General features: G+C 63.4%; 12 protein-coding genes. 5 read left to right on the top strand and 7 right to left on the bottom strand.

The genetic code is table 11. The features are described 5' to 3' along the window. Positions 1–90: 90 nt before the first annotated feature. From SGRAN_RS12005 to wecB, 7 genes are all read right to left on the bottom strand, one after another. On the bottom strand, positions 91–1419 hold the full coding sequence (locus tag SGRAN_RS12005) for an MATE family efflux transporter (RefSeq protein ID WP_404950421.1): 1329 nt from the start codon (positions 1417–1419) through the stop codon (positions 91–93). Between the two features lie 125 nt (positions 1420–1544). Next, positions 1545–4328, bottom strand: a complete 2784-nt coding sequence (locus tag SGRAN_RS12000; RefSeq protein ID WP_067183939.1) for a valine--tRNA ligase — start codon at positions 4326–4328, stop codon at positions 1545–1547. Between the two features lie 159 nt (positions 4329–4487). Further along, on the bottom strand, positions 4488–6560 hold the full coding sequence (locus SGRAN_RS11995; RefSeq protein ID WP_067183936.1) for an alpha/beta hydrolase family protein: 2073 nt from the start codon (positions 6558–6560) through the stop codon (positions 4488–4490). Positions 6561–6627: 67 nt separating this feature from the next. After that, positions 6628–7686: a mannose-1-phosphate guanylyltransferase/mannose-6-phosphate isomerase gene (locus tag SGRAN_RS11990; RefSeq protein ID WP_067183934.1), complete on the bottom strand. Its 1059-nt coding sequence runs from the start codon at positions 7684–7686 to the stop codon at positions 6628–6630. A 36-nt stretch (positions 7687–7722) separates the two neighbouring features. Beyond that, positions 7723–8502 carry a class I mannose-6-phosphate isomerase gene (locus tag SGRAN_RS11985; RefSeq protein WP_237233493.1) on the bottom strand — a complete coding sequence of 260 codons (780 nt, stop codon included), beginning with the start codon at positions 8500–8502 and terminating at the stop codon, positions 7723–7725. Positions 8503–8574: 72 nt separating this feature from the next. Beyond that, positions 8575–9870, bottom strand: a complete 1296-nt coding sequence (wecC, locus tag SGRAN_RS11980; RefSeq protein WP_067187061.1) for a UDP-N-acetyl-D-mannosamine dehydrogenase — start codon at positions 9868–9870, stop codon at positions 8575–8577. After that, positions 9857–11014: a non-hydrolyzing UDP-N-acetylglucosamine 2-epimerase gene (wecB, locus tag SGRAN_RS11975; RefSeq protein ID WP_067183929.1), complete on the bottom strand. Its 1158-nt coding sequence runs from the start codon at positions 11012–11014 to the stop codon at positions 9857–9859. The genes wecC and wecB overlap by 14 nt, the downstream gene beginning before the upstream one ends. 198 nt (positions 11015–11212) lie before the next feature. On the opposite strand from wecB, the gene SGRAN_RS11970 reads away from it, so the two are divergent. The 5 genes from SGRAN_RS11970 (at position 11213) to SGRAN_RS11950 (ending at position 17855) form a co-directional block, all read left to right on the top strand. Next, complete coding sequence (locus SGRAN_RS11970; protein WP_067183926.1) at positions 11213–11989, top strand: metallophosphoesterase family protein; 777 nt, start codon at positions 11213–11215, stop codon at positions 11987–11989. A 101-nt stretch (positions 11990–12090) separates the two neighbouring features. Then, the gene (locus tag SGRAN_RS11965; protein ID WP_067183924.1) at positions 12091–13545 is read left to right on the top strand and encodes an O-antigen ligase family protein; all 1455 of its coding nucleotides are present in this window, start codon (positions 12091–12093) and stop codon (positions 13543–13545) included. Positions 13546–13606: 61 nt separating this feature from the next. After that, positions 13607–14344 carry a polysaccharide biosynthesis/export family protein gene (locus SGRAN_RS11960; RefSeq protein WP_237233492.1) on the top strand — a complete coding sequence of 246 codons (738 nt, stop codon included), beginning with the start codon at positions 13607–13609 and terminating at the stop codon, positions 14342–14344. Between the two features lie 16 nt (positions 14345–14360). Next, positions 14361–16571 (top strand): GumC family protein, encoded by a 2211-nt coding sequence (locus SGRAN_RS11955; RefSeq protein ID WP_067183921.1) that lies wholly within the window; start codon positions 14361–14363, stop codon positions 16569–16571. Positions 16572–16598: 27 nt separating this feature from the next. Further along, positions 16599–17855 carry a hypothetical protein gene (locus SGRAN_RS11950; protein WP_067183918.1) on the top strand — a complete coding sequence of 419 codons (1257 nt, stop codon included), beginning with the start codon at positions 16599–16601 and terminating at the stop codon, positions 17853–17855. Positions 17856–17863: the final 8 nt, after the last annotated feature.

Below are 17863 nucleotides of genomic sequence, written 5' to 3'. Positions count from 1 at the left end.
AGCCGTAAAGGCGGGGACGAGGCCAGCGGGCTTCGAACCGCCAGTCGAAGCGGCGGGCGCCTTGGTCGAAAGTCGTCGGGTGCCGCGCCCTCATCCGACCCCCGGCTGCGGCATGGTTCTGCGCCAGTTGCCGCGCTGGTACACCCACCAGGCCATCGCCAGCGAGGTGAGCGACGACAGCGGGAAGCTCCACCAGATCGCGTCGCCGCCGAGCCACGGATAGGCGAAATGATAGATGCCGAGACGGATCGGGAACATCGACAGGAAGAGGATGATCAGCGGCGGCACCACCGATCCGTTGGCGCGCAGCGTGCCGATCAGGACGATCGTCGTGCCGAAGGGGAGGAAGGTCCAGGTCGCGATATACTGGGCGTGCCGCGCGACGTCGACCGCCTCGCTGCCGCTGCCAAGGAACAGGCCGAGCGCGGCGCGGTCGAAAGCGAGCAGGAGCGCGATCAGCACCCCCGTCATCGCGAGGTTGATTGCCATGCCGCTGTTGGTGATCGCGGTGACGCGGTCCCACCTGTGCGCGCCGATATTCTGCGCCGCCATTGCGCTGACCGCGGCGCCGACCGCGAGCGCGGGCATCTGAACATAGTTCCAGAGCTGGAGCGTCGCGCCATAAGCCGCCGCCGTCACCAGCCCCTCGCGGTTGACGAGGCCGACCATGACCAGCCCGGCGCCCGAGATGACGAGCATCTGCGCGCCCATCGGTACGCCTTTGGCGACGATGAAGCGCAGTTCGTCGATCTTTGGGATCAAATAAGCGAGTTCGCGGCCGCGCAGGCGCAGGACATGATCCCTGGCGTAGAACCAGACAAGCATCGCGACGAGGCTGATCGTCCCGGAGCTGGCAGTGGCGAGCGCGCTCCCGGTGATGCCGAGGCGCGGGAAGGGGCCCAGGCCGAGGATCAGCACGGGATTGAGCACGATGTCGAGCACGACCGACAGGATCATGAAGCGCAGCGGCGTGACTGCGTCGCCCGCGCCGCGCGACGCCATCATCAGCGTAACCATCAGCATGCTGGCGGGGATTGCGATGAAGGTGACGCGCAGATAGTCGTGCGCGAGCCCAAAGGCCTCCGCCGGGGTTTCGAGCAGGCGCAGGATCGCATCCGAGGCGAACCAGCCGACGACCGCGATGACGAGCGAGAAGAACAGCGACAGGCCGATCGCGCCGCCCGATGCGCGGCGCGCGGCATCGATGTCGCCGCGGCCGATCGACTGGCCGATCAGCACCGTCGCCGCCATGCCGAAACCGAAGAAGGTCGCGAACATCAGGAACATGACAATATTCGCATTGGCGGTCGCGGCGAGCGCGCTTTCGCCGAGGAATTGCCCCACCCACACCGAATTCACCGAGCCCGAGAGCGTCTGGAGAATATTCGACGCCAGCGTCGGCAGCGCGAAAAGGACCAGTGTCCGCGTGATCGGCCCGTCGGTCAGGTCGAGCCGCCCATTGCCGCGCGCGGTCTGGCGCGGCGGCACCGGCCCCGAAGCGGGGTCGGCCGCGGCGACGACGGGCGCGACGGGTGCCTCTTCCTTCACCCCAGCCGCGCCAGTGCGGCGGTCAACCGGTCGGCCTCGGCCGCCTTGGCATCATGGTCGGCGCGCGCCTTGTCGACCGCTTCGGGTTTTGCGCGCTCGACGAAATTCGGATTGGCGAGGCGCCCGGCAAGGCTGTCGCGTTCCTTGACGGCCGCGGCGAGCGCCTTCGACAGGCGGTCGCGCTCGGCGGCGGTATCGATCACGCCTTCGAGCAGTATTATGAAATCGGTATTACCAGCAGAGACTTGCACATTACCGCCTGCAACATCAATTCCCATTGCATCGACCAATTCGACACGAGCGAGCCGGGCAAGAATGCTTGAATGAGTCCATGTCCGTTCGATTTCGGCATCGACCGAGACCTCTATGATCATTTTTGGTCGAGCCGCAGCCGGCACATTGAGTTCGTTTCGTGCGGTACGAATCTCTCGTATTAAACCGATCAGCCAGTCGATGTCGGCGCTCGCCTGCGTATCGCGCTGCGCCTGCGGCTCGGGCCATTTCGCGGTGATCAGCGGGTAACCTTCGCGGTCGCCGAGGCCGGTCCAAAGCTCTTCGGTGATAAAGGGCATGAAGGGATGGAGCATGACGAGAATCTGATCGAGAACCCAGCCGGCGACGGCTTTCGTCTCTTCATCGATCGAACCCTTGATCAGTTCCAGATACCAGTCGCAGAAGCGGTCCCACGCAAAGCTGTAGATCGCATTCGCGGCGTCGTCGAAGCGGAAGGCCGCAAAGGCTTTTTCCATCGCGGCGACGGTGTCGGTGACCTCGCCAATGATCCAGCGATTGACGGGCAGGCTCGCCGCGGGCGCTGCGAGGCTGGTCGAGGCCGAAATGCCGTTCGCCTCGCAGAAGCGCGCGGCGTTCCACAGCTTGGTCGCGAAATTGCGATAGCCCGCGAGACGCGCGTCATCCATCTTGATGTCGCGGCCCTGGCTTTCCATCGCCGCCATGAAAAAGCGCAGCGCGTCGGCGCCATATTGGTCGATCAGGCCGAGCGGATCGACGACGTTGCCCTTCGATTTCGACATCTTCTGCCCGTCGGGCGCGCGGACGAGGCCGTGGAGATAAAGCGTCTTCCACGGCACCTCGTTCATGAAGTGCATCCCCTGCATCGCCATGCGCGCATCCCAGAAGAACAGGATGTCGAAACCCGAGACGAGCACGTCGTTGGGATAATGGCGGCGCAGCATTTCGGTATCATCGGGCCAGCCGAGCGTCGCGAAGGGCCAGAGGGCCGAGGAGAACCAGGTGTCGAGGACATCGGGGTCGCGGGTAAGGGCGACGCCTGCACCTGCTTCGGCCTGCGCCTCTTCCTCGGTCTCGGCGACGAAGATGCGGCCGTCTGCGGCATACCACGCCGGAATCCGGTGCCCCCACCAGAGCTGGCGCGACACGCACCACGGCTGGATGTTCTCCATCCAGTTGAAGAAGGTCTTTTCCCACGTCTTCGGGACGATCCGGATGCGCCCGTCGCGCACCGCCTGCATCGGCGGCTGCGCCAGCGTCTTGGCATCGACATACCATTGATCGGTCAGCATCGGTTCGATCACCACGCCGCCGCGGTCGCCGAACGGTTGCATGATCAGCTTGTCCTCGACCTTGATCATCAGCCCTTCGGCGTCGATGTCGGCGACGACCCGTTCGCGTGCCTCATACCGGTCGAGCCCGCGATAGGCTTCGGGGACGAGGTTCAGCTTGTCGATCTCCGCCGCGCTGGCTTTTTCGCCCATGGCGATGGCCTTCGCGCGGGCGGTGGCCTCCGCATAGCTTGGGCCGTCGGTTCGCATCGCCGCCACTTCGTCCATCAGGCGATACATGGGGATGCCGTTGCGCTGGGCGACGCCATAGTCGTTTTCGTCGTGCGCGCCCGTGATCTTGACCGCACCCGAACCGAAATTCGGATCGGGATAATCGTCGGTGATGATCGGGATCAGCCGCCGATGTTCCTTGGGGCCGACCGGAATTTCGCACAGCTTCCCGACGATCGGGCGATAGCGTTCGTCGTCGGGATGGACCGCCACGGCCCCGTCGCCCAGCATCGTTTCCGGCCGCGTCGTCGCGATCGAAATATAGTCGCGCTCTTCCTCGAACAGGATGTTGCCGTCGCCATCGCGCTCGACGTAGCGATAGGTTTCGCCGCCCGCGAGCGGATATTTGAAGTGCCACATGTGGCCGTTCACTTCGCGGGCATCGACCTCCAGATCCGAAATCGCGGTCTTGAGCTTGGGGTCCCAGTTCACGAGGCGCTTGTCGCGATAGATCAGGCCCTGTCGGTGCAGGTCGACGAACACCTTGACCACCGCGCGGGTGAAATGCGGGTCCATCGTGAACTGCCCGTTATTGTCTCTGGAATTTAGGCTCCAGTCCATCGAGCAGCCGAGGCGGCGGAGCTGGCGGGTGATCTGGCCGCCGCTTGTCGCCTTCCATTCCCACACCTTCTCGACGAATTCGTCGCGCGTGTAGTTGGTGCGCTTGTCCTGCCGCGCTTCGAGCTGGCGCTCGACGACCATCTGGGTCGCGATGCCGGCATGGTCGGTGCCGACCACCCACAGCGCATCCTTGCCGCGCAGCCGCTCGTAGCGGACGAGCACGTCCTGCAATGTGTTGTCGAGCGCATGACCAATATGCAGCGCGCCGGTGACGTTGGGCGGCGGGTTGACGATGGTGAAGGGCTGCGCATTCGGGCGCGCGGGGCGGAACAGCCCGCGGCTTTCCCACTCATGGGCCCATTTCGCTTCTATGGCGGCGGGATCGAAGGTTTTTTCCATCGGCATGACCGGGGCCTTTGCCAGCCATGCTGCGATGCGGCAAGAGGGTGATCGTTTCGCCGCCCTGCCTCTTTCGTCATGCCGGACTTGATCCGGCATCCCGCTTTTGTGGGATAAACGAGACTCCGGATTACGTCCGGGGTGACGAGAGGCGGGAAATAGAGGCTATTTCTTCAGATAGCGCTTCATCCAGTCGAACACCGTGCGGTGCCACTGGACGCTGTTCGCGCCCTTCAGCACCCAGTGATTCTCGTCGGGGAAGACGAGCAGTTCGGACGGCACCCCCCGCCGCTGGAGGGCAGTGAAGGCGGCGAGGCCCTGCGTATAGGGAATGCGGAAATCCTTTTCGCCGGTGATCACCAGCATCGGCGTCTGCCACTTGTCGACATGGTGCACCGGATTCCATTTCTCATATTCCTGCGGAACCGCGAAATAGGGCCCGCCATGCTCCCATTCGTCGAACCACAGCTCCTCGGTCTCATAGGCCATGGCGCGCGCGTCGAAGACGCCGTCGTGCTGGACGAGGCATTTGAAGCCGTCGGTCCATTGCCCGGCGATCCAGTTCACCATGTAGCCGCCATAGGAAGCCCCGAGCGCGCAGGCGTTGCCGATGTCGAGCTGCGCATCTTTCTGACCCGCGGCGACAAGGCCGAGCTTCAGGTCTTCGAGCGGCTTGCCGCCCCAGTCCTTGTTGATGCTGTCGGTAAAGGCCTGACCATAGCCGGTCGAGCCGTGAAAATCGACGGTCACCGCGCCATAGCCCTGCTGCGCGAACAGGCGCGGGTTCCAGCGCGTCGACCAGCTGTCGCCGAAACTGCCCTGCGGGCCGCCGTGGACGAGGAAGGCGACGGGCAGCTTGCCGGTGGCATCGGCGGGCTTGATGATCTGTCCCCACACCGTGTCGCCGTTCGCACCGGCGAATTGCATGCGTTCGACCTTGACCGGATCGAGTTCGGCGAGAATCGCGGCATTGGCGTCGGTGATCTGGGTCACCTTGCCCTTGGCATCGCGGAGGTAGAGGTCGGTCGGCAGCAGGATCGAATTGCGTGAATAGAGCAGACCGCCGTCGGCGAGCGGGGTCACGTCGCCGATATTGCCCTCGGTCGCCGCGTTCGAGGCCTTCAGACGCTCGACCTTGCCTGTCGCGACATCGACGCGGAAGACGGGATGGTCGAGCACCTCCTGCGCGGTAACGTAGAGCGCCTTGCCGCCGGGCGCCCAGGCGATCGACGCGACCGAGCGATCCCAGGCGTCGGTCAGCTTGCGCGTCTCGCCGTTTTCGAGGTTGCGCAGCATCAGCACCTGCCGGTCGCTTTCATAGCCGGGTCGCGCCATCGCGGCATAGGCGAGCCACTTGCCGTCGGGGGAAGGGGTGGGCAGCGTGTCGGTCGCCTTGTTGGCTTCGGTCAGGTTGATCGGCGCGATGCGCGCATCGACCTTCGCCTGATAGATGTCGAGGTTGGTCGAGGTCGGCTCGTCGCGGTCGGCCTTGCGCAGCGTGAAGAAGATCGTGCGGCTGTCGGCGCCCCAGGCGAGCTCCTCGCCGCCGCCGAAGGGTTTCGACGGCGTGTCGCCGATCAGCGAGCCGTCGACCGCGCGCCCCGCGGTCGCTTTGCCGTCGACGAGATCGAAGACGAAGGGGCGGCTATGGGTGCCCGGCGTCTCCCATTGATCCCAGTGGCGGACGAAACCGACGCCGTCCTTGTAGTGGCGGCCGCTGCCCGGTCCGACGAGCGCGCCTTTTTCCTTCGCATCGCAGCCGAAGCTCGTGCACTCGCGCGGCACGTCGCCCCAGACGAGCAGGCGCCGGCCATCGGGCGACAGCTTGAAGCCCGCGACGTCGGCCTTCTCGCTGGTGACCTGCGTTGCCGGGGCGCCGCTGTCGCCGACGGCGATCCGCCAGAGCTGGTCGCTGCCCGACGCGTCGGAGAGGAAGTAAAGCGCGCCATCGGGGCCGAACGCCGGGCTCGTCTCGTTCTTGCCCGGGGTGTCGGCGACGCGCACCGGCACGGCTCCCTTCGCCTTGCGGTCGAGAAGCCACAGGCCGGTCGAGCGCTTGTAGGACTCCGCCTCGGTCTCGGTGATCTGGAATGCGACCCAGCGTCCGTCGGGCGAGGCGGCGGGAGCGGCAACGCGTTTCATTGTCGCCAGATCGACCTCGGTCATCGGCCGGGCGAGGGCGGGGGTGGACAGGACGGCGGCGAGCGCGATCGCGCTGGACAGGAGATGGTTTCGCATGAAAGCGGTTTAACGCCGCCACCGCGCGGCGCAAGGGCACTACTGCGGACGGAAGGAGCTTCCCGCGTCAGCGCGGCGGGTGTGCGGCCAGATATTCGACGATCGCCTTGACTTCCTGCGCGCGCTCGCGCGGGATGACCAAGATGTCGTCGCCGTGCGTCACCACGATCAGGTCGGACACACCGACCACGGCGATGCGCTTGCCGCCATCGGCGCGCAGATAGTTGCGTTCGGCGTCGAGCGTGACGACGTCGCCGATGCGGACGTTGCCGGCGTCGTCCTTGGTCCCGAGCGCGTGCAGCGCTGCCCAGCCGCCGACGTCGGACCAGCCGGGTTCGACTGGCGCGACGACGACCCGGTCCGCGCCCTCCATCACCGCATAGTCGATCGAATCGGCGGGGCTGCGCAGGAAGGCGTCGGTGTCGGGATGGACGCGTCCGCCATCGTGCCGTGCGTCCGTCATCGCGGCGGTGCAGGCCGCGGCCATCGCAGGTTGCTGGCGTTCGAGCTCGGTCAGGAAATGATCGGCGCGCATCAGGAAGATGCCGGCGTTCCAGTAATGGCCGCCTTCGGCGAGCATCGCTTCCGCTCGCTCGCGTGGGGGTTTCTCGACGAAGCGCCGCACGCTGTGGACGCCGGGCGCATCGGGATGCGCTTCGCCCGCCGCGATATAGCCATAGCCGGTTTCGGGATGCGACGGAGCAATCCCGAAGGTCGCGATCGCGCCCGCTTCGACCGCGGGGCGCGCCGTGTCGATCGCGCGCAGGAAAGCGGTGACGTCGGTCATGACATGATCGGCGGGCATGACGAGAAGCAGCGAGTCGGGGCCGCAGGCGCGCGCGGCCAGCGCGATCGCCGGGGCGGTGTTGCGCGCCGCGGGCTCGACAATGACCCGCGCGTCGGCGATTCCCGCCGCCGCCAGATCGGCCTCGACCGGCGCGACGTGCCCGGGGCCGCAGACGACCAGCGGCGCGGCGAAGCGCGTGCGATCGGCGACGCGATCCAGCGTCTGGCGAAACAGGCTGACCTCCCCGATCAGCGGCTGGAACTGCTTGGGCGCGGCGCTGGTCGACACCGGCCACAGGCGGGTGCCCGATCCGCCGGACAGGATGACGGGGACGATCATGGACTTCCTGTTACCACCCTTCGCCCGGCATCGCCATCAGCAGGACCAGCACAGAAGGGCGCGGGCATCCGGGGCCAGTGCGATGCCGTCGGCGCGGTCGATGACGACGCACTCGCCAAGCGCCACCGCCTCGTCATCGACGCGGCACCCCGGCGAGAGCGGTACGAAGCTGTATGTGCCGTCCGTGCGGGGCAGCATTGCCGCGGCGTCCGGGCCCGCCAGATGCAGCAGGCGGAAATGCGGGCCGTCGACCAGCAAGCGATTGTCGCCTGGTTCGACGCGGCCGTCGCGCGGATCGGGGCGCGGCCCCGGTGCCGCGACCGCCAGCCCGGCGTCGAGGTGCAATTCGCGCGGCCGGCCGTAATCGTAGAGCCGATAGGTGCAGTCGACATTCTGCTGCACCTCGACCACCGTCAGCCCGGCGCCGATCGCGTGGATCGTCCCCGCCCGATTATAGACGAAATCGCCTTCCCGTGCAGGCCGCCAGTCGATCATGTCGACGATCGATCCGTCGAGCGCGGCGTCGCGCAGCGCCTCGCGCGACGTTTCGGCGACCAGCCCGACTCCGAGTTCGGCGCCGGGATCGGCATCGAGCACCAGCCAGCACTCGTCCTTGCCGCGCGCGAAGCCGGCGGCCTGCGCCGCCGCGTCGTCGGGATGGACCTGAATCGACAGGCGTTCGGAAGTGAAGAGGAATTTGACCAGGATCGGCGCGTTATCACCATCGGGATGGGCAAACCAGATCTCGCCGATCCGGCGGCCGCCGAAATCCCCGAAATCCCCGGGTATGTCGGTTCGGCCCCAGGGCTTTTCCACGACAAGCGTTTGCAGGCGCACGAGCATGGTGAAGAGATGTGGAGCCGCCCCCGCTGCGTCAAGCGGGAAGGGTCAGGCCGCCCTGTGCAGACGGTGGCTGGTCGCCGCTCCCGGCTGGTCGGGCCAGAGGCCGCGTGTGTCGTAGACGATCTTGTCGGCACGCTCCTCGAGCGGGATCGAGCGGAACAGGTCGTGATCGACCAGCACGATCAGGATGTCGCACGACGCCAGCGCGCTATCGAGATCGATCAGTTCGGCGCCGGTATCGGCGAACGCGGCCGGAAGCGTGCGCGCGAAGGGCTCGACGATGTGGATTTGCTTGCCAAACCGACGCGCGAGCGCCGCGGCGACCTCGACCGCGGGGCTTTCGCGGAAATCGTCGATATTGGGCTTGAAGGCGAGGCCGAGGCAGGCGACGCGCGCCTCCGGATGCTGCGAGACGAGCATTTCGGCCGCGCCGACGACATGCGCGGTCTTGGCGAGGTTGACCTCGCGCGCGGTGCGGATCAGGCGGCTGTGCGCGGGGGCGCCGTGGACGAGGAACCACGGATCGACCGCGATGCAATGCCCGCCGACACCGGGTCCGGGCTGGAGGATGTTGACGCGCGGGTGCCGGTTGGCGAGGCGGATCACCTCCCACACGTCGACGCCCATTTCCTCCGCCATCATCGACAGCTCGTTGGCGAAGGCGATGTTGACGTCGCGATAGCTGTTCTCGACCAGCTTCACCATTTCGGCGGCGCGCGCCGAGGTGGTGATGCAGGCGCCGCGCACGAACTGGCGATAGAAGGTCATCGCGCGCCGCGCGCAGCGCGGGGTGATGCCGCCGATGCAGCGGTCGTTGTCGACCAGCTCGATCAGGATGCGGCCGGGAAGAACGCGTTCGGGGCAATGGGCGATGAAGATATCGGCGGCGCCGCTGCACGCGCCCGGCACCTTCAGATCGGGGCGCAGTTCGGCGATCAGCGCCGCGACCTTTTCGGTCGTGCCCACGGGCGAGGTCGATTCGAGGATGACGAGATCGCCTGCCTTCACCACCGGCGCCAGTGCGCGGGCGGCGGACAGGACATGGTGGATGTCGGGGCGATGCTCCTCGTCGTGCGGCGTCGGCACCGCGATGACGAAGACGTCGGCGGGCGCGACCTCGGTCGAGGCGGTCAGCGTACCGCGCGCGACGACACCCTGAACGAGACCGTCGAGGTCGACCTCCTCGATATGGACGTGGCCGCTGTTGACGGTGTCGACGACATGCCGGCTGACGTCGACGCCCGTGACCCGGCACCCCGACCGCGCGATCAGCGCCGCGGTGGGCAGGCCGATATAACCGAGGCCGAGGACGGTGACTTTCTGTTCGCTATCGATGGGCACGCGCAACAATCTCCGCAATTCTTTCCGCCGCACACCCGTCGCCGAAGGGATTATGGGCGCGGGCCATGGCGTCATAGGCGTCCTTATCGTCCAAAAGGCTGAAGATTTCCGCAACGATTCGATTGCGGTCGGTTCCGACGAGGCGTGCAGTGCCAGCCTCGATGCCCTCGGGCCGTTCGGTCGTCTCGCGCATTACCAGCACCGGCTTGCCGAGCGACGGCGCCTCCTCCTGCACGCCGCCGCTGTCGGTCAGCACCAGGTCGCTCGCGGCGAGCAGCCGGACGAAATGCGGATAATCGAGCGGGTCGATCAGGGCCACGTTGGACAGGCCTCCAAGGGTCGGTTCCATGGCGCCGCGGACGTGCGGGTTGGGATGAACGGGAAAGATCACCGCGACGTCGTCGCGCGCCGCAATCCCCGCGATGGCTTCGGCGATCGCCGTCATCCCGTTGCCGAAATTCTCGCGGCGGTGCGACGTCATGGCGATGATCCGCCGGCCCGCGAAACGCGCGAGCAGGGGATCGAGACCGGCGGCGAGCGACGGCTCCTCGTCGATCCGCGCCCGCGTGGCGAGCAGCGCGTCGATCACGGTGTTGCCGGTCACGTGGATGCGCTCGGCAGGGACATTTTCGGCACGCAGTGCGGCGGCGGCGGTCTCGGTCGGCGCGAAATGCAGGTCGGCGACCGCGCCCGCGACCTTGCGATTCACCTCCTCGGGCCAGGGGTGATAGATGTTACCGCTGCGCAGCCCCGCCTCGACATGACCGACCGGTATCTTGCGAAAATAAGCCGCAAGTGTCGCCGCCATGGTTGTAAGCGTATCGCCGTGGACGAGTATGCGATCGGGCCTGTCGCGATCGAAAACCTCTCCAAGCCCGGTCACGAGCCGCGCGAGCAGCGCGTCGAGCGACTGGTTGGGGGTCATGACGTCGAGGTCGACGTCGGGAGCGATGCGCGCGATGTCGAGAACCTGATCGAGCATCTCGCGATGCTGCGCGGTGACGCAGACAGAAACATCGACATTGTCGCGACAGCGCAGGGCATGAACGACCGGAAACATCTTGATCGCTTCGGGACGAGTCCCGAAAACCACCATGATCCGCGCAATGGAAGAAGCGAGCGAGAGCGGCGCTTCATCGACCATATCTTGATATTCCCCGGCTATGATTTCAGACGGCTTAGCGCAAAGGTCTTGCTGGTCGCTTAACTTGTCTCTATTCGCGGCAGCCATCGTTGGGATATGGTGTAAAGCTGGCTGGATTTTCCAAATGCCGGCCGGGCCCATGTTGGATGACGATCAGGACATATATATTAATATATTAAAATTGTTCAAAAAAGTCACATGTCGTTCCTTGGATTTTTGAAACGCCGGCAGGCTGGCAAGCCGGCGCCGCAAGAGCGCCCCCGCGTACCGGCAGGGGAGCGTGTCTATGCCATCGGCGACATTCATGGTCGCGACGATCTGTTCGCCGAACTGCTTGCTCGGATCGAGGTCGACAATGGCGCCCGCGGTCCGGCGCGGACGACGCTGATCATGCTGGGTGATCTGATCGACCGCGGACCTGATTCCGCGTCGGTGATTGAGCGCGCGATGCGCCTGAGCGCTCCGTTCGACGATATCCGGCTGTTGATTGGCAATCATGAGGAATGCTTTCTCGCCGCCTTGACTGGTGAACTCAAGCGCGTGCGTTATTTCATCCGTATCGGTGGGGACGCAACCATCAAGAGCTATTGGCGCGACGACGCGGCGTATGCGGCTGCCAGTTTTGACGAGGTTGCCGAACGGCTGCCGCAACTGGTGCCGCAGTCGCACGTCAATTTCTTGGGCCGGGGCGATGACATGATCCGCAAGGGGGACTATGCCTTCGTTCATGCTGGCGTCCGTCCCGGTGTTGCGCTCGACCGTCAGCAAACTTCAGACCTGCGCTGGATTCGTGAGGAATTCTTGAATGCGGAGGGTGGGTTTGGCGCAACTGTCGTCTACGGTCATACGATATCGGAGACCGTCGACGAAGCCCCCCACCGTATCGGCATCGATACCGGCGCCTATATGACCGGTCGTTTGACCGCGGTGGGCCTGGAAGGCACGGATCGCTGGTTCCTGGATACCGTTGACTGATTTTTCAGCGCAGCGACGATTTTGGGGATGATAGTATATGCCCTTTGGGACGGGAACATGGTGGTAACAGTTCGGCGGACATCGATGAGGGTGGAGTTTCGATGAAGACGAAGACTCGATCGATTTTTTCGGGCGACATGCTACCGCGCGAACGCTGGCTGGTTCTGCTGGCTTTCGGATTTCTCATCGCGGTCATGGGCGGCAGCTCGCGAAGCGATATCGCATCGCTACCATTTTTTCGCGCCTCTGCCGTGCTGTTCGCTTTTTTCGCGCTCGCCACGACGCGCACGGGAACATGGCGCGAAATTCGCCTGCCGTTGACCCTGCTGGGATTGCTGGCGCTATGGATGATCGCTCAATTGGTTCCTCTGCCGGCGGACGTCTGGTCATCGCTGCCAGGCCGCGATATTATATACCGCATGGACCGGCTGCTGGGGCATGCCGACCGGTGGCGGCCGATCAGCATGACGCCTTCGCTGACGCGGAACAGCCTGCTGGCATTGTCGGTACCTGCCGCCGCTTTGTTGCTGTCCGCCGCGATCCCGGTTGAGGAACGTGTCCGGCTATGGTGGGCGATCTGGGCCTTCGCGATGCTGTCCGCGGCTTTTTCCCTGTTCCAGTTCGTCGCAGGTGCGCGCAGCGCATTCTATCTCTATCGCATCACCAACGAGGGCGCTCTCGTCGGTTTGTTCGCCAACCGCAATCATCAGGCGCTGCTCCTGGCGCTGGGCATATTGGCGGCGGGCTGGCTGATAACGCAGGAATTTCTGCGCAAGCATTCCCGCCCGGTTGTGGTGCCGGCACTGTCCGGCAGCATATTGATCCTAATCCTGCTGATTCTGACAATCGGATCGCGGCAGGGATTGATCTGTGGACTGCTCGCATTAACCGTCATTTTCGGCGCGATCCGCTGGGGATCGGGGCAACGGGCAAAGGCAGTGGGCCGGCGGACGGCAGGAGCGATGCCGGCGCGACCGTTGGTTCGCGTGGCGGTGATCGTCCTGCCCTTTGTCGTCATCGGGGGACTAATTGCGCTTTTCTACTGGTCCGACCGTTCCAATGCCATCGTGCGCCTGATCGACGGCGATGGAGATGCTGCGGCGGACATGCGTTTCGCGGCATTCGGCACCGTACTGGGGTTGCTGAAATCCCAATGGGTCCTCGGAGGAGGATTTGGCTCCTTCTCCAAATTATTTCAAACCGTCGAACCCGACGCATTACTGTTGCCGTCCTATTTCAACCAGGCGCATAACGACTGGCTGCAACTTCCCATCGAAGGCGGGTTGCCGGGGGTTCTGATCGCTTTGGCCGGTCTTGTGTGGCTGGCCGTGACTCTGGTCGGCGCGGTTTTCGGCCGGGGAAGGGTAACGACGCCGGTGAAAGTCGAGGCCATGTTGCTGGGTGCGGCCTTCGCCTGTCTGGCGATATGTAGTTTCGTCGATTATCCGTTGCGTGTGCCGTCGCTGGAAATGGTCGCGGCCTTTCTTGTCGTCCTTTCTGTCAAATGCCGAACGCGCTCCGCCGGGATCGACGAGGCGGCTAAACCTGCTTCCTAATCCGTTTTTTTCGCCCTATGGCCGTGGCGCTGCCTGCTGGGTTTCGTTCTGGAATATGTTTATGATGGATCTGCGTTTTCTGTCAGCTGTCGCGATGCTGGGCTTGTCGGCTTGCGTGAAGCCCGCCGGGCCGGTCGCCGTCGATCCGGCCAGCGGGGTTACGTTGTTGACAAGCTTGCCTGTACCGACGGGCGACGATGTGCGGTCGAGCGTCCGGACCTCCTTCGTCGGCCCTTTTTCCGAGCTGTCGCTGGATGTTTTCGGGGTTCGCGACCTTCGGCTGGACGTCGTGACTGACGGCGAGGGGCGCTTCACATTCCCCTTGATCGGAGCCGTGGAGGGCGCCGGCAAGACGCCGGAACAGCTTGCGACCGAGATCGAGACGCGACTGCGCGGACGCTATTTGCGCGATCCGCGCGTGACCGTAAATTTCCGGACGCCGCAAAACCCTCTGACGTTTCAAGCGCAGGGCGTGACCATCGACGGAGAGGTGAGGAAACCGGGGCAATATCCTCTTTCCGGCAAGGCGACGTTGATGCGTGCTGTCGCGCTGGCGGGTGGCACCACCGAGTTTTCGAAACTGGACGACGTGCTTGTTTTTCGTAACGTCGCCGGGCAGCAATATGTCGGCGTCTATAATCTCCTCGCTATCCGGCGGGGGAATTATGCAGACCCGGAAGTTTTTCCTAACGACGTCGTCGTCGTCGGGGATTCGCCGCAACGGCGGATGCTCGATAATATTCTCAAAGCCTCTACGCTGCTGAGCACGCCGCTCGTCATCCTTGGCAACCAACTCTAAACGGATCATTCAAAAAATGGACAGCGCGCGCGGGCAGTTGGTGGCGACCTCCGATATAACAGAAAATCACGTTGACGAGTCCCGCGATGACCGTGGCCTGTTCGACATGCACGTGCTCGAACGGGCGTTCGTCGCATTGATGAGCCATAAGGCGTGGGTCATCGGCAGTATTGCTGCATGCGTCGGTCTCGGGTTGGCCATCACCTTTCTGATGACGCCGCTTTACACGAGCACGTCGCGCATCGAGGTGTCGCCGCAATCCCCCGTGGAAACGCAGGTGGAGGGTGCGCGCGAAAAGACGATGTCGAACGAAATTGCGTTTTACAACACGCAATACAGCCTGTTGGAATCGCGCTCGCTGGCGGAGCGCGCCGTTCGCGCTGGAAATCTGCTGAACGATAAGGAGTTTGTCAGCGCTTTCGGATTGGATGAAATGGAAAACGCGGACGCCGTGCCCAACAGCGCGCAACGCGACCGCATGACCAAGCGTGCGATGGACATCTTGCTGGACAGCGTCACCATCACGCCCGTTCGCACGTCCAGCCTCATCGATGTCGGCTTTTCCACTCCGTCGCCAGCCCTTTCTGCGCGATTGGCGAATCTGTGGGTTCAACAGTATATTGCCGCCAACCTCGACCGGCGCTTTGCAGCGACCAGCGATGCGCGGCGGTTCCTGGAGCAGCGCATAGGAACCCTCCGGCAAAATCTGGAGGATTCAGAGCGTCAGCTGATCACCTATGCGACGAACAACGGGATCATCACGCTGCAAAGCCGGACCGATTCTCTCACGGGACGCACTGTCGCCGAACGTACATTGGTGTCGAGTGATATCGAGCAGGTCAGCCAGGCGCTGGCGCTGGCGCGCGACAACCGGATCATCGCCGAAAGCCAGTTACAGAATTCGACCGCCACGGCCGATACCTCCAGCAACAATGCGGTCAGCGTATTGCGGCAGAAAAGCACGGAAGCTGCAGCGGAACTGTCGCAGCTTCAAGCGACCTTTGGCGACGATTATCCGGAGGTTATCGCTAAAAAGGAACAGCTAGATGTTCTGAATCGCGGGGTTGCAGCGGAAACGGCGCGGACCCGGAATATCAACAAGGAAACCTATACCGCCGCGTTAAAGCGGGAACGCGAACTGATAGCGGAATTGGATCGCATCACGGCTGATTACCGCGATCAACAGCGCCGTTCGATTGCTTATTCAAACCTGCAACGCGAAGTCGATACGAACCGGCAACTTTATGACGGCCTGTTGCAGCGGTATAAGGAAATCGGTGCAGCTGGCGTCGGAACCAACAATATCGCGGTGGTGGATACGGGGGTACCGGCAAATGCTCCATCGAGTCCACGGTTGATCCTGAACCTGCTGCTGTCGTTGATCGCGGGTATGATGTTGGCTGTCGCGCTTGTCTTCATCCTTGAACAGCTGGACCAGTCCATTCGCGACCCGGCCGATGTGACGAAACGGTTCGGATTGCCGCTACTCGGTTCTATCCCTCAGGTCGCGTCCGACGATTTCAAGGATATGCTGCTAGACAAGAAATCGATGATCTATGAATCCTATCTCGCTGCTCAGTCTAACCTGACTTTCCTGACTCAGCACGGAGCCCCGCGCAGTTTCATGCTGACGTCGACTCGTCCTGCCGAAGGCAAATCAAGCTCGGCGCTGAGCCTGGCGCATATATTCAGCGCCACCGGTAAGAGGATCGTCCTGATCGACGCCGATATTCGCAGCCCGTCGTTGAATGAAATGCTGGGGGTCGAAAACAAATATGGTCTCAGCAATTATCTGACCGGGGCCGACGATCTGACGGGGCTCGTCCATCCATCGGAACAGTTCGGTTTCGACTATATGCTGGCTGGCCCGACCCCGCCCAATGCGGCGGAACTGTTCAGTTCATCGCGGCTGGGCAGGCTGATCGACCTGCTGCTGCGCGACTATGATCATGTTATCCTGGATTCGCCACCGGTGCTCGGATTGGCCGACGCGCCTTTGCTGTCCAGACAGGTGGAAGGCATCATTTTCACCCTCGATGCGTCGAGCAATAGCTCGCGTGCCGTCAAATCGGCTCTCAGTCGGCTGCGGCAGTCAGATGCGCAGATATTCGGCGCCCTGGTTACCAAGGTCGGCCGAAGGAACGAGATTTATGGTTACGGTTATGGCTATGGTTACGGTTATGGCTATGGCTACGGCGTCGACACGAACCCCGAAAAGACGGATTGATCCCGTCGTCAAAAAGTCGCCAAAGACATGACTGATTATATGAAGCTGTCTGCTTTTCTGGTCACGGCCCTGCTGACATCCATCGCTGTGGGGTTGATGAGTTATACGCTTGTCAATCAATCACGGGCGCCCGCGCGGGCAATGCAGGTCGCGATTTTCCCGACCGGCCTTTCCAAGGCGGTACTGTCGCGATCGTCCTATTCCGCGCGCCTTTCGAAAGATCCGCAAGCCATGCCGACGGCGCTGGAACGGAAGCTTGCCGAAGAGGGGTTCGCCGAAGAGCCTCTCGCTTCGGCTGCTTTTCCCGTCATGTTTCGGGCATTGACGGTCAATGGAGCAACGGATCGGGCATCACAGTTCCTGGAACTTGCCAGTCGGGTAACGCGGCGGGAAAATCTGGTTAACGTCATGTTGATCGATCAGGCACTGGCGGAAAATAATCCGAGACGCGCAATCACGTTGCTTGGGCGCGCAATGGCAGTCAGTTACGAGATGCGATCCTTTTACATGAATCGGATGGCGGCGGCGACGGGCAGTCCCGGCGCGCTGGAAGCCTTGGCTCCCTTGCTCGGGAATTTACCGGGCTGGAGCACCGATTATTGGAACGCGATTTTACAAGTACCGGCGGTGGCGCCGCAAGCTGGCGAGTTGAGACTGCGAATTGCGGGGCCGCCGTGGAATCTTCGCGAGGCGTCGGACACGGACCGGACCCTAATTGTGCAACTTGGACACGCAAATCATTTCGACCTGGCTTATGATCTTGCGCGCTCGCTCGGGCTGAAGGCGCCGCCGGCGGGCGCTTTCCTGCGGAATTCCGATTTCTCTCACGCGCCGCAATTCATGCCTTTCGATTGGGAGTTGCGGCAGACGGGCGAGATCGGCGCGGCCATGGAACGCGGCAGTCAAGGCCTTTTCATATCGAGTCTGCCCGCCGCAAACGGCGTAACAGCCGATCAACTTGCCCTGGTACCGCAAGCGGGGCGTTATCGACTGAACTGGAAAGTATCAGGAATTGCCGCGGCTCCCGGCGCAATGCTCAAGTTTCGCCTGACCTGCGCTGAACGCGGGAAGGGTGGTACCCCGATCGCCCCGGTCACGCTGTCGGAAGGGGACGGCAGCGAGACGGTGATTGTCCCGCCGTCCGATTGTCGCTGGTATCGTGCGGGCATCGAACTCGACACGACGCAGAGCGATGCGGGGGTCGACGTCAGGCTGAACCGACTGGCCCTGTCGAATGATGTTCGCCGTTCGGATGATGACCAGAAAACCGCCGTGCAACATTGAACGAGCAG

The organism is Sphingopyxis granuli (assembly GCF_001559015.1).
GTDB lineage: Bacteria > Pseudomonadota > Alphaproteobacteria > Sphingomonadales > Sphingomonadaceae > Sphingopyxis > Sphingopyxis granuli.
This window is presented reverse-complemented; position numbering and strand designations above follow the sequence as displayed.

Bases quoted from the DNA above. Each gene is read 5' to 3' on its own strand.
- SGRAN_RS12000 (WP_067183939.1), bottom strand. From the start codon at position 4,328: ATGCCGATGGAAAAAACCTTCGATCCCGCCGCCATAGAAGCGAAATGG.
- SGRAN_RS11995 (WP_067183936.1), bottom strand. From the start codon at position 6,560: ATGCGAAACCATCTCCTGTCCAGCGCGATCGCGCTCGCCGCCGTCCTG.
- SGRAN_RS11990 (WP_067183934.1), bottom strand. From the start codon at position 7,686: ATGATCGTCCCCGTCATCCTGTCCGGCGGATCGGGCACCCGCCTGTGG.
- wecB (WP_067183929.1), bottom strand. From the start codon at position 11,014: ATGGTCGATGAAGCGCCGCTCTCGCTCGCTTCTTCCATTGCGCGGATC.
- SGRAN_RS11970 (WP_067183926.1), top strand. From the start codon at position 11,213: ATGTCGTTCCTTGGATTTTTGAAACGCCGGCAGGCTGGCAAGCCGGCG.
- SGRAN_RS11965 (WP_067183924.1), top strand. From the start codon at position 12,091: ATGAAGACGAAGACTCGATCGATTTTTTCGGGCGACATGCTACCGCGC.
- SGRAN_RS11960 (WP_237233492.1), top strand. From the start codon at position 13,607: ATGATGGATCTGCGTTTTCTGTCAGCTGTCGCGATGCTGGGCTTGTCG.
- SGRAN_RS11955 (WP_067183921.1), top strand. From the start codon at position 14,361: ATGGACAGCGCGCGCGGGCAGTTGGTGGCGACCTCCGATATAACAGAA.
- SGRAN_RS11950 (WP_067183918.1), top strand. From the start codon at position 16,599: ATGACTGATTATATGAAGCTGTCTGCTTTTCTGGTCACGGCCCTGCTG.